10 protein-coding genes are annotated in these 12,398 nt (G+C 71.1%); 7 read left to right on the plus strand and 3 right to left on the minus strand.

Features of this window, described 5'->3' with window-relative positions:
- Window positions 1-6: 6 nt before the first annotated feature.
- Window positions 7-858: a Scr1 family TA system antitoxin-like transcriptional regulator gene (locus tag ABZX96_RS11485; protein WP_355541637.1), complete on the minus strand. Its 852-nt coding sequence runs from the start codon at window positions 856-858 to the stop codon at window positions 7-9.
- Between the two features lie 242 nt (window positions 859-1,100).
- Between ABZX96_RS11485 and ABZX96_RS11490 the strand changes: the two genes are divergently transcribed.
- Entirely contained in the window at window positions 1,101-1,568 is a 468-nt protein-coding gene (locus ABZX96_RS11490; protein ID WP_355541640.1) for an ATP-binding protein, read from the plus strand.
- Window positions 1,569-1,643: 75 nt separating this feature from the next.
- Here the strand turns inward: ABZX96_RS11490 and ABZX96_RS11495 are convergent, their stop codons facing one another.
- Window positions 1,644-2,705 carry a GntR family transcriptional regulator gene (locus ABZX96_RS11495; RefSeq protein ID WP_355541643.1) on the minus strand — a complete coding sequence of 354 codons (1,062 nt, stop codon included), beginning with the start codon at window positions 2,703-2,705 and terminating at the stop codon, window positions 1,644-1,646.
- A gap of 169 nt (window positions 2,706-2,874) precedes the next feature.
- Here ABZX96_RS11495 and ABZX96_RS11500 point away from each other — a divergent pair, with 169 nt between their 5' ends.
- Window positions 2,875-4,515 (plus strand): MFS transporter, encoded by a 1,641-nt coding sequence (locus tag ABZX96_RS11500; protein WP_355541646.1) that lies wholly within the window; start codon window positions 2,875-2,877, stop codon window positions 4,513-4,515.
- Between the two features lie 224 nt (window positions 4,516-4,739).
- Here the strand turns inward: ABZX96_RS11500 and ABZX96_RS11505 are convergent, their stop codons facing one another.
- Entirely contained in the window at window positions 4,740-5,183 is a 444-nt protein-coding gene (locus ABZX96_RS11505; RefSeq protein ID WP_355541649.1) for a MarR family transcriptional regulator, read from the minus strand.
- A gap of 119 nt (window positions 5,184-5,302) precedes the next feature.
- Between ABZX96_RS11505 and ABZX96_RS11510 the strand changes: the two genes are divergently transcribed.
- The 5 genes from ABZX96_RS11510 to ABZX96_RS11530 all read left to right on the plus strand — a co-directional run bounded on the left by ABZX96_RS11510 (window position 5,303) and on the right by ABZX96_RS11530 (window position 12,297).
- The gene (locus tag ABZX96_RS11510) at window positions 5,303-6,322 is read left to right on the plus strand and encodes an NADP-dependent oxidoreductase (protein WP_355541652.1); all 1,020 of its coding nucleotides are present in this window, start codon (window positions 5,303-5,305) and stop codon (window positions 6,320-6,322) included.
- Between the two features lie 324 nt (window positions 6,323-6,646).
- On the plus strand, window positions 6,647-7,075 hold the full coding sequence (locus tag ABZX96_RS11515) for an organic hydroperoxide resistance protein (RefSeq protein ID WP_355541655.1): 429 nt from the start codon (window positions 6,647-6,649) through the stop codon (window positions 7,073-7,075).
- Window positions 7,076-7,585: 510 nt separating this feature from the next.
- Window positions 7,586-8,881 carry an MFS transporter gene (locus tag ABZX96_RS11520; protein ID WP_355541658.1) on the plus strand — a complete coding sequence of 432 codons (1,296 nt, stop codon included), beginning with the start codon at window positions 7,586-7,588 and terminating at the stop codon, window positions 8,879-8,881.
- Between the two features lie 171 nt (window positions 8,882-9,052).
- Window positions 9,053-10,468 carry a hypothetical protein gene (locus ABZX96_RS11525; RefSeq protein WP_355541661.1) on the plus strand — a complete coding sequence of 472 codons (1,416 nt, stop codon included), beginning with the start codon at window positions 9,053-9,055 and terminating at the stop codon, window positions 10,466-10,468.
- A gap of 704 nt (window positions 10,469-11,172) precedes the next feature.
- Entirely contained in the window at window positions 11,173-12,297 is a 1,125-nt protein-coding gene (locus ABZX96_RS11530; protein WP_355541664.1) for a LacI family DNA-binding transcriptional regulator, read from the plus strand.
- Window positions 12,298-12,398 lie beyond the last annotated feature (101 nt).

A 12,398-nucleotide genomic window follows, 5' to 3' on the forward strand; every position in this document is an offset into this window, starting at 1 on the left:
TTGTCCTCACAGTTCCTTCATGATGGTTCGAATGAAATCCTGCGACTCTTTCGGATCACGGGACGCCGCGAGCGTGCGCTGCATGATGCGGCGGTAGTTTTCGAGGTGTGTTTCCGCGTCCAGAAGCAGGGAGCCGTGCGGTGTGTCGAGCGAAGCGGTGTCCAGTTTCGGTACCGGGCCCGTCGCGTACGTGAGGGCGGTGTGAGCGCTGGGGAAACCGCCGGCCGAAAAGGGGATGACGCGAATGGCGACTGCGCCCTGATCGGCGATTTCCAGCAGTCTCTGGAGTTGTCGCGCTTGGCCGCCGCGCTCCGCGAACAACATGCGAAGTGCCGCTTCGTGGATGACGAACGTGCAGGGCGTGGGACGCTCGCGCTCAAGGATGCACTTGCGCCTCATGCGGTAGGAAACGCGCCGCTGTACCTCTATCGGGGTCAACTCGGGAACGGCCTGCGTGAAAAGGGCGCGTGCGTATTCCTCGGTTTGGAGGAGTCCCGGGATGTAGACGACCTGTATGACGGTCAATGACTGCGCGTGATGTTCCGTCTCCGCGAGATCGAGGGCCGATGTGGCGAGAACACCGTGGTATTCCTCCCACCACCCCCGGACGCGTTCTTCCGCCATCGCGACGAGAGCATCGACATATGCGTGATCGGCGCATGCGTAGATGTTCGCGAGGGCGCGGATGCGTTCGGCGCTGACGCCTACCCGTCCGGCCTCGATATTGGAGATGCGTGTGCGGTCGGCACCGAGTGCGTGTCCGGCTTCCCCGGCGTTGAGACCGGCGTGCTCCCGCATCTTGCGCAACTCGGTGCCGAGCCGCTGTTGTCGTGCGCTTGGTACTGCCCTCGGTGGCATCCGGAGCCCTCCCTGCCGGTGTCGTGCTCAGTGTTCCGTGCGAGCGGACCCTGGTCTACTCAGTGCACGCTTTTCGGTATTGGGTAGCAAGCGTGTCTTCCGGTGCCCTATGGTCTCCCCTGTACCGCGCGGCGCGCCGTAATCCCGAAGTGCAGCCGGACGTACGGGAGTTGAACACTCGTGCGGAGGGTCATCGCCACGGTGGACGGGCCGCGTGCCGGAACCGCGTTGGGAGATCTGTCATGAGCCCCGCACCCTCCGCCCCTCTCCTCCGACCACCCGCAGTCCGCCGCCCCTACGCGCTGCGCGCTCCGCGCGACGCGGTGGCGCCCAAGCTGATGCGTGCCTGGGTGTGCGTCCTCCTCGTCGCCACCGGGCACCGGCACCACATCGACGATGCGCGGCTGCTCGTCGCCGAGTTGGTGACCAACGTCGTCCGCCACACGCGCGCCCCGCGCGTGGAGGTGACGGTCGTGGTCGAGCCGACCAGTGTCCGGGTCTCCGTGTGGGACAACTCGCCAGGGTGGCCGCGCGTGCGCGAGGCGGCGCTGGAGGACGGGGGTGGGCGCGGGCTGCTCCTGGTCGCCGCGCTGGCCTCCGACTGGGGCGTGACCCGGTCGGCGGGGCGGAGCTGCCGGAAGAGCGTGTGGGTCGTCCTCGGTGACGGAAGCGGCACGGCGTGTCCGGACGACGGAAGCGGCACGGGGTGACTCGCATACCCGGCCCGGCGCTCCTTGGGTGTCGGTGGCGGGGTGCCGGTCGCCGGAGCCGGGGAGCGCCGGGGCTCAGTCCTTCCGGCCCTCCAGTCCCCCTCGTCCCTCGATGAGCAGGCCGAATCCGTCCAGGAGCCGGGCCAGGCCGAAGTTGAAGATCGTGTAGAGGTTGATCTCCGCCTCGTCCAGCTCGCCGATGCGCGCGTACATCGGGTAGGCGCCGGTGCTGACGGTTCGTTCATAGAGAGGCTCTATGAAGGCCATCCACTCCTCGTTGGACATGCCGGTCTCCTGCTCGGCCTCCCGGTCGTCGGCCAGGTTGACGGCCGCTCCTCGTACGTACGTCAGGAGCGAGGTGGCCATGTGGAGCTTGGTGAGCGGGTCGAGGCCGGGCGTACGGGCCAATGTCCACTCCGCCAGCGCCATGGCGTTCGGCATCGGCTGCGGCCGGGTGATCGTCAGGTAGTGCGCCACCCAGGGGTGCCGTTCGTACAGGTCCCATTGGAGACGGGCGCCCGCCTCCATACGGCCGCGCCAGTCCTCGGGCGCGGGGTCGGGCAGGACGACCTCGCGGAAGAGTTCGTCCGCCATCAGCATGAGGAGTTCGTCCTTGTTGGCGACGTGGCGGTACAGCGCCATCGAGGACACCCCGAACTCCGCCGCCACCCGGCGCATGGACATCGCCCGCAACCCCTCGGCGTCCGCCACCCGGATGCCGGCCCGCACGATCCGGTCCCGGCTCAGGCCCTGGTCCGGGTCGGAGCGGCGTCGGTGTTCGCGAGGGAGGGGGCGCCGTGCCGGGGGCTCGGGCCGTTCCTGCTGTTTCGGTGGGTGGGGGTGGAGTGTCGCGGGCCCGGTCTCCGGGTCCCCGGCTCCCGGCTTCGCGGGAAGCATGGGGCGAACGCCGCGTGGCGGCCCGGCGACCACCGTGCCCACCCCCGGGACCGCCCGCACCAGCCCTTCCTGACGGAGAACGGTCAGGACCTTGGTCGCGGTCGCCATCGCCACGCCCCATTCCCGGGTGATCTGGCGGGTGGACGGCACGCGGTCGCCCACCCCCAGTTCCCCGGCGGCGATCCGGCGCCGGATCTCGTCGGCGATCTGAACGTAGGGCGGCACTGCCGAGCGACCCACAACGCTTCTCCGTACTAGTGCACCAATGACGCCCGCAGCGTACCAAGGTGCCGGGGCGGCCGGCACGGCTCTAGTGCACTAGGTGTCGGTGTTAGTGCACCTGTCGCAGCAACGACCGCACTAGAGCGCATGTTTGCGCACGGGCGCGCGTCAGGTTTACGGTGCCAACATGGCGTTTACGACGTACGCGCAACCTTCTCGTGCGGGCCGTCGGGAGTGGATCGCCCTGAGCGTCCTCCTGCTGCCCTGTCTGCTCGTTTCGATGGATGTCTCGGTGCTGTACTTCGCGGTGCCGTTCCTGACCAAGGGACTGGGGGCCACCGGCGTAGAGCAGCTCTGGATCCTGGACATCTACGGGTTCGTCCTGGCCGGGCTCCTGATCATCATGGGGGCGCTCGGCGACCGGGTGGGCCGGCGGCGGCTCCTGCTGACCGGGGCGGTGCTCTTCGGGGCGGCGTCCGTACTGGCCGCCTACGCGCAGAGCCCCGAAATGCTCATCGGAGCCCGGGCGTTGCTCGGTATCGGCGGGGCGACGCTGATGCCGTCCACCCTCGCGTTGATCCGCAACCTGTTCCACGACGACAAGCAGCGCGGCACGGCCGTGGCGATCTGGTCCGTGGCCATGACGAGCGGCATCGCGATCGGGCCGGTGCTCAGCGGGGTGCTGCTGGAGCACTTCTGGTGGGGGTCGGTGTTCCTGATCAACGCCCCCGCCATGGTGCTGCTGCTGGTCTGCGGGCCGCTGCTGCTGCCCGAGTTCAAGAACCGTTCCGCCGGACGGTTCGACCTGATCGGGGCAGTGCTGTCCCTGGCGGCGATGCTGCCGCTGGTCCACGGCATCAAGGAGCTGGCCCGGGACGGCCTCGGGGTGTTCCCGGTGCTGAGCGTGGTGTTCGGGCTGCTGGCCGCCGTCGCGTTCGTGTGGCGCCAGCGCACCGCCGCGCGGCCGATGCTGGACCTCGCGCTCTTCCGCAACCGGGGGTTCTCCGGCTCGGTGCTGCTGAACCTCCTGTCCATGTTCGCCCTCGTCGGCTTCGCGGTGTTCTTCACCCAGTACCTCCAGTCCGTACGGGGCATGAGCCCCCTGGAGGCGGCGCTGTGGAACGTGGTGCCGACCGTCGCGGTGGGCGGGGTCGCGCCGGCCGTCACCGTGCTGGCGCGGCGGCTGGGCCGGACCCGCGTCATCGTCCTCGGCTTCCTGATCTCGATGGCGGGCTTCGTGTCGCTGGTTTGGCTGGAGCCGGACACGCCGCTGTGGCTCCTGCTGGTGCAGGCGTCCCTGTACGCGGCGGGAATGGTCATGGTGATGACGCTCGGCAACGAGCTGGCCATCGGGGCCGCCCCGCCGGAGCGGGCGGGTTCCGCCTCCGCCGTAGTGGAGTCGGGGACCGAGCTGGGCGGCGCGCTGGGCATGGCGATCCTGGGCAGCGTCGGGGGCGCCGTCTACCAGGCGAGCGTGCAGGACGCCCTGCCCGCCGGACTGCCGCCGGGCGCGGCCGACGCGGCACGGGAGACGCTGGCGGGGGCGGCTTCGGTGGCCGGGGAACTGCCGGGCCGGGCGGGCGAGGCGCTGCTCGCCGTCGCCCGGGGCGCCTTCACCGATGGGATGCACGCCGTGGCGCTGGGATCCGCCGTGGTGATGGCCTTGGGGGCGCTGTTGACGGGGATCGTGCTGCGTGGGGTGCGGACCGGGGCGGTGACGGGGGAGCCGGGGGGCGAGGGGGAGCCGGTGGGCTCGGCGTCGTCGGCGTCGTCGGCGTCGTCGGTGGCGTCGTCGCCGGAAGGCGGGGTGCGGGCGTCGAGTCGGTGACGCGGGTGGTGCGGGGGGCGGGGTGGTGTGGTGGGACCGGGGGTGCGGTGGAACCGGTGGTGTGGTGGGGACGCGGACGTGTGCGGGTGAAGCCCGGTGTCCCAGCTTCCCCGCCCCGGCTCCGTTCCCCTGTTACTCCGCCGCGTCGGCTCCGTCTCCCCGTTGCTCCGCCGTCCAGGCTCCGTCCTCCGCGCTACTCCGCCGCCTCGGCTCCGTCCTCCGTACTACTCGGCCGCCTCGGCCGCGTCCTCTCCCAGCATGCGGCGCAGCAGCTGCTTGAGCAGGGTGCGTTCGGCGACGGTCAGTTCGCCGAGTGGTTCGCGGGCGAAGTGGAGCGACGCGCGCAGCCGCTCGGCCGTGGCGATGCCCTCTTCCGTGGGGGCCGCGAGCTTGACCCGCCGGTCGGCGGGGTCGGGGTGGCGCTCGACGAGGCCGCGGGCCTCCAGGCGGTCCACGATCCCGGTGACGTTCGACGGTTCGCACTTCAGGTGCCGGGCTATCCGGCGCATGGGCAGCGGCTCGCGGGCCAGTAGGCCCAGGACGCGGGCCTGGGCGCCGGTCAGCGCGTGCTCGGAGGCGGCCTGCTCGTATTCCTCGTGGTAGCGGGCGACCACGCTGCCGATCAGCTCGACAACCTCAAGGGTCAGGGGGTCCGAGCGAGGGGTCATACACATCAGAATAGCGGGTTGCTTGACAACATGAAATATCGAGGAGCATGATTGTTTCAGTACCTGAAATACTTGGGGAGCCAGGCCCCGGCTTGAGGGGCGGCTCCGAGGAGGCCTCCATGACGCAGCCCACCACCAGCCGGGAATGGCACCTGATCGCTCGTCCCGAGGGGTGGCCGGATCCGGAGCGCGACTTCGCCCTGCGCGAGGCGGAGGTCGCCCAGCCCGGCGAGGGCCAGATCCTCGTTCAGAACCTCCACCTGTCCGTCGATCCGTACATGCGCGGACGGATGAGCGCCGCGAAGTCCTACGTCGAGCCGTTCGAGCTGGGCAAGCCGATGCTGGGCGGTGCCGTCGGCCGGGTCATCGCCTCCAAGGCGGAGGGTTTCGCGGAGGGTGATCACGTCCTGCACCACCTTGGCTGGCGCGAGTACGCGACGGTCAACGCCAAGTCCGCCGTGAAGGTCGATCCGCAGGCGGCGCCGCTGACCACCTACCTCGGCGTGCTCGGCATGCCGGGCCTGACGGCCTACGCGGGCCTGCTGCGGGTGGCGGAGTTCAAGGAGGGCGACACCGTCTTCGTCTCCGGCGCGGCGGGCGCGGTCGGCAGCCAGGTCGGCCAGATCGCCAAGCTCAAGGGGGCCGCCCGGGTCATCGGCAGCGCCGGCTCGGACGAGAAGGTGCGGACCCTGGTGGAGGAGTACGGCTTCGACGCCGCCTTCAACTACAAGAACGGCCCGGTCGCGGAGCAGCTCCAGAAGGCCGCTCCGGACGGCATCGACGTGTACTTCGACAACGTCGGCGGCGATCACCTCGAAGCCGCCATCGCCTCGATCAACCTGCACGGCCGGATCGCCGTCTGCGGAATGATCTCCCAGTACAACGCCACCCAGCCCACCCCCGCCCCGCGCAACCTCGCCCAGATCATCGCCAAGCGCTTCCGGATGGAGGGCCTGCTGGTGGGCGACCACTACGACCTCCAGCCGAAGTTCGTGGAAGAGGTCTCCGCCTGGGTGCGCTCCGGCGAGCTGAAGTACCGCGAGACGACGGTCACCGGCATCGAGAACGCCGTCGACGCCTTCCTCGGCCTGCTGCGGGGCGAGAACACCGGCAAGATGCTGGTGACGCTGCCCGAGTGATCCGTTGGCCGGGGCGGGCTCCGGGAGGAGCGCGACCCCGGCTCCGGGCGCGGCGCGTGCTTGCGTGGTCGCGGGGCTGCGGGCCCGCTGTCCGCGGGTCTGCGCGTTCCGCGTGCCTGCGTGTCGGCGCGCCTGCGTGTTGGCGTGCGGGGCTCCGGAAAGCGGAGTTCATCGTTCCGCAGGCGTTCTGGGGGCTTTCCGCAGGCTTTCCGCAGGTCCTTGAAACACCCCGTACGCACGCCTGTTTGGATCAAACCGCTAGGCTCAGCATCAAGCTGTCGCGATCGTGGGCGCGAGTCGCGGCGAACCACAGGAGGATCGTTCATGTCCATCCAGCCCGTAGACGTCGTCTACACCGCTGTCGCCACCGCGGAGAACGGCCGTGACGGCCGCGTCGCCAGTGACGACGGCAAGCTCGACGTGGTCGTCAACCCGCCCAAGGAGCAGGGCGGCAGCGGCGCCGGCACCAACCCCGAGCAGCTTTTCGCCGCTGGTTACAGCGCCTGCTTCCAGGGCGCGCTGAGCGTCGTGGCCCGCCAGGAGAAGGCCGACGTCTCCGGCTCCCGCGTGACCGCGAAGGTCGGCATCGGCAAGACCCCCGACGGTGCCTTCGGCCTCAAGGTCGAGATCGCCGCCAAGATCCCGAACCTGGACGCGGACGCCGCCAAGGCCCTGGTGGAGAAGGCGCACCAGGTGTGCCCGTACTCCCACGCCACCCGCGGCAACATCGAGGTCACGCTGACCGTTCTCTGACGGCAGGCTGGGCGCGTCGTCCGTAGGCGCGGCGTCCGTAAGCGCGGACCGGCTCGGGTTCGGGCCCGGGCTCGGATGTGGGCCTGGGTCTGGGGTCGGATTCGGGTTCGGGCCCGGGCTGCGGCTCGGCTGACGTTCTCCGGTCGTCGGCCTCCGAGCCTTCCGGCAGGGCTCCGGCTTTCTGCTTGATGTTTCCTGCCGGGTTTCGGCGCGCGAGACCCCTGAGGGCCGCATCCCGTACGAACGGGATGCGGCCCTCGGCCGTTTGTGTCCGATGGGTTCGTCTGGCCGCTTTGCTTGGTCGGTTTCGTTCGATCGGGCCTCGTCCGCACGCTGTCCCTTCGGCGTCGAGGAGAAGCGGGGGGCGAGCTGAACCCGGCACCCACAACGGTCGGTTGTGGGAAGCCCGAAATTGGTTGTTTGCCCGGCGGACGTGCCGCTCGCTTTGATGTCCCCGGTCCACGGAACGCCGTTCCGGACGGGACCGCGAGAGAGGACGGGCGCGCGGGCATGGTGGGCAGGCGGTCGCTGGGGCGGCGGTTCGGGTGGCTCTGGGCGGCGTACGCGATCAGCGCGTTCGGGACCCGGCTCGCGTTCGACGCGTTTCCCCTGATCGCGGTGCTCGTGCTGCGGGCCGGGCCGGCGGAGGTGGCCGTGCTCGCAGCCGCCGGAGCGGCGGTGGGGGCGGCGGTGGCGGTGCCGCTCGGTCCGTGGGTGGAGTTCCGGCGCAAGCGGCCGGTGATGCTCGCGATGGATCTGGTCCGGTGTGCGGCGCTGCTGAGCGTCCCCGTCGCGTTCGCGCTCGGGTGGCTCGGCTTCGTTCAACTCCTGGTGGTGTCGGTCGTCGTCGCCGGGGCGGACATCACCTTCAACGCGGCGAGCGGCGCCTACGTGAAGGCACTCGTGCGGCCGGAGGACCTGCTCGTCGCCAACGGACGGTTCGAGGCCACGACCTGGACCACCACCATGCTCGGACCGCCGATCGGCACGGCCGCGCTCGGGCTGTTCGGCCCGGTGGTGACCGTGCTGGCCGACGCTGTCAGCTATCTGCTGTCGGCCCTGGGCCTCTGGCGGATCGGCGGGGAGGAACCGCGTCCCGTGCGGACCGGCGCCCCGTCCCGGTCACGCGTCGGTGAGCCGCCCCGGTCACGCGCCGGTGACCTGTTCGACGGGTGGCGGTACATCCTGACGAGCCCGGCGCTGCGCCCGCTGTTCCTCAATACAGTGCTGGTCAACGGCCTGATCATGGCGTCGGCGCCGCTGCTCATCGTCCTCATGGTCGGCCAACTCGGCTTCGCCCCGTGGCAGTACGGCCTCGCCTTCGCCGTTCCCTGCCTCGGCGGCCTGATCGGCTCGCGGTTGGCGCCCCGGCTCGTCGAACGGTTCGGGCGGCGCGGGGTGCTGCGCACCACTGGAGTGCTGCGTGTGTGCTGGCCGCTTGGGCTGGCCTTCGTCGGCCCCGGGGTCGCGGGGCTCGTGCTCGTCATGGTCGTCGAGTTCGGGCTGATCGCCTGCATGGGCGTGTTCAATCCGGTGTTCGCCACCTACCGGCTCGAACGGACCCCGGCCGACCGGATCGTCCGCACCCTGTCCGCGTGGTCCGTCACCAGCAAGGCCGGTATCGCGGGTCTGACCGCGCTCTGGGGCCTGTTGGCCACCCTCACCAGTCCCCGCGTCGCGATCGCGGTCGCCGGGCTTCTGCTTCTGGCGACCCCGCTGCTGCTGCCGCGTCAGGAAGAACGGACGAGGGAGGGTGAGCGACGGTCGGACGGGGGCCATGCGCCGTACAGCGCGACTCGCGCTTGATCCTTGGCCAACGCTGCCGGAGGAAGAGGCCGTCACCGACCCGTCCCCTACGGACGCGTGATCTTGCGATCGGGTTGTACGGAAAAGGGCGGATTGACCCGTCACGGGGCGGACGGCTGTCATGTCGTGTGTCCCTGGTGCAGGGCCGGGGGCCGGACTTTCGGGGGAAGCATGACCACGGGCAGACGCCGCGCCCTCAAGGGGTGCTCCAGCACGACGGCGACGACGGCGACGATAGCAACGACAGTGACGACAGCGACGACAGTGATGCCGGCCATGACGGCCTTGGGGGCGATCCTCGGGACCGTCGCCCTTCTCGCCACCGCGACACCGGCGATAGCCGATCCGTCCGGGGCAAACGCCACCGCTCCCGCGGCGACCGTCGCCACGTCACCGTCCGATCACCCCTCAGCGCCACCCACCCGCCCCGCCAACGAACGCCCCGCCATCGAACGCCTCAGCGTCACCGCCGACGGCACGCAGGGCGACGCCTCCTCGACGTCCCCGTCGATCAGCGCGGACGGCCGGCGCGTCGCCTTCGGGTCGTACGCGTCGACGTTCGTACCCGGAGAGACGGGGAAGGTGGCGGGCGTCTATGTCAAGGACGTCCGCAGCGGCCGTCTGGAGCGGATCGCCGCGGGGGACGCGAGGCCCGGCGGTTCCGTGGGGGAGCCGGTGATCAGCGGGAACGGCCGGTACGTGGCCTACCGGTCGGAGTGGGTGGACGTGAACACCCCGGGTCCGTACCACGGTTACGTCTCCGACATCCTCGTGCGCGACCTGCGCACCGGGCGTACCGAGCAGGTCGACGTGGGGTTGGAAGAGGGCTACGGCGTTTCCGCGCACGGCCCGGCGATCAGCCACGATGGCCGGTACGTCGCCTTCGGGGCCAGTAGCTTCCCCGTGACGCCGGGTCCGAGCCGACCTTTCCGGATCTTCGTGCGGGACCGTGTCGCCGGCACCACTGAAGTGGTCAGTGCACCGCCGGAGGACGGTGCCACGGCGGCCACCTCGGCGCGGATCAGCGCCGACGGCCGGGTGGTCGCCTACCAGGCGCACGTTCCCATTCTGGGTGGCAAGATCCCGCGGGACGTGTACGCGGTGGACCGGCGTACCGGACGCGTGCACCGGGTCGACGCGCCGTACGACGGCAGTCCTTCGCAGCGCCAATCCGAGCTGACGGGGATCAGCGCGGACGGCCGGTACGTCGTGTTCGATTCCCCGGCCGCCAACATCACCGCGGACGACCCCAACGGGGACGGGGCGAACGTGTTCGTGCGCGACCTGTGGCGGGGTACCACGCGCCGGATCGATGCCGCCGACCCGGCGAGGACGACGGAGCACGGCGAACTCACCGCCGACGGCCGCCACCTGGTCTACCGGGACTCCGGCGTCGGCTGGGTCGTGCGGGACCTGCGGACCGGGCGTACGCGAACGGCCTTGCCGCCGAGCGCCGGTGGCGATCGTGCGGCGGTCGACGCCGACGGCCGTTCGCTCGTCTTCGACGCGTACGGGGCGCTGGTGCCGGAGGACACCAACAACACCTATGACGTCTACCTGCGTCGGGTGCGTCAGCCCTTGCCGTGACGGGACGTGAGGCCGCGTCCGGCGCCCTGTCGGCGGACGGAAGTGCCTCCCGCCTGGGCGCCCCGCCCGGCCTGACGCCCTGGCCCCTGACCGGCCTCCGGGCGCCCCGCCTGGCGGCTCCGCCCCATGACGGGTCCCCGGGCGCACCGCCTACCTCATCCGCCGCGGACGCCCCACCCCGTAAACAACCAAGCCCCGCCCCGGCAGCGCCCTCACCGCTGCCGGTCCCCGAGAGCGCCCCGGAGCCGCCCCCCTCGGCTCCGGGGCGCTTCCCCATGCCTGAGCTCGTCCGGAACCGCACCCGGGCTCGTCCGAAACCGCACCCGGGCTCGTCCGAAACCGCACCCGGGCTCGTCCGAAACCGCGCCCGGGTTCGTCCGAAACCGCGCCCGGGTTCGTCCGAAACCGCGCCCGGGTTCGTCCGAAACCGCACCCGAACTCGTCCGAAACGGTGATCACGCCCGCCCCGAAACCACCTCGGCCCAAAGAACACGCCCCCGCCCCTGTGACGCACCCCACAACCCCCCAGGTCTTGACGCCCACCCCATGTAATCGATTTCTTAGGTGAAGAGAAAACGATTACACAGGCGCATCGGGGACCCCGGACCTGCTCCTCCGGCACACCCACCCCACGGCGTACGCGCGCCCCGCCGCGACGCCCACCCAACCCATACACCCACCACGACGGGAACGGCAGGGACCCCATGGCGAACATCAAGGACGTGGCCCACCGGGCGGGCGTATCCGTCGCCACCGTGTCGCGGGTGCTCAACGGCCGCAGCCCGGTCGCCGAGACCCGCGAACGGGTGCTGGCGGCCGTCCGGGAACTGGGCTACCGGCCCAACAACGTCGCCCGCGCGCTGCGCACCGCCCGCACCGGCGCGCTCGGCCTGATCATCAGCGACCTGACCAACCCCTTCTTCACCGAACTGGCCGACGCCGTCGAGGACGAGGCCCGCGGCCTCGGCTACAGCCTGGTGATCGGCAACGCGGGCGAGAGCCCCGAGCAGCAGGACGACTACATCCGGACGCTGCTGGACCGCCGCATCGACGGGCTGCTGGTCAGCTCCGCGGGCACCGGTTCGGCGATGCTGAGCGAGGTGGTCGCCTCCGGGACGCCGCTCGTTCTGCTGGACCGCACGGTCCCCGGCGTCGAGGCCCCGTGCGTGCGGGCCGACGGGCGGCGCGCGCTCGCCGACCTCGCCGCCCACCTCGCCGCGCACGGCCGCCGCCGCCCCGCGATCATCGTCGCCCCGGCCGGCACCCCCACGGGCACGGAGCGGCTGGAGCTGTTCCGCACCGCCCTGGCCGCGCACGGCATCGACCTTCCGGACGAGCGCGTGGGCGCCACCCCCGACCTCCAGCACACCGGCGGGCGCAAGGTGATGCGGCAGTTCCTGGACCTTCCCGAGCCGCCCGACGCGGTGCTCGCCACCGACAACCTGATGGCGCTCGGCGCGCTGGACGAGATCCGGGCGCGTGGCCTGCGCGTTCCGGACGATGTCGCCCTGGTGGTGTACGACGACGTGCCGTGGTTCGCGCACCTCGCACCGCCGCTCACCGCCATCGCCCAGCCCACCCGCGAGCTGGGCCGGGCCGCCGTGCACACGCTGCTGGAGCGGATCGAGGGCCGCCCCGCCGAGTCCGTCCTGCTGCCGGCCCACTTGGTGCGGCGCCGCTCCTGCGGGGAACGGGACTCCGGTGACGAGCAGGCCCCCGGTGGCGAGCGGGGCCCCGGTGACGAGCAGGTCCCCGGTGGCGATCGGGACCCCCGTGACGAGCCGGTGGACGCCCCCGCGCCCGCCGGAAACGACCCGTCCCCGGCATAAGAGCCGGAAACCCCGCGCGACGAAACCATCCGTGCCGACGACCGTCCGCAGCGCGCGAAGCCCGGGAACGACAGGGCGCAAGCAGGCACAACCAGGTACGA

It is taken from the genome of Streptomyces sp. NPDC003077 (assembly GCF_040611095.1).
Lineage (GTDB): Bacteria > Actinomycetota > Actinomycetes > Streptomycetales > Streptomycetaceae > Streptomyces.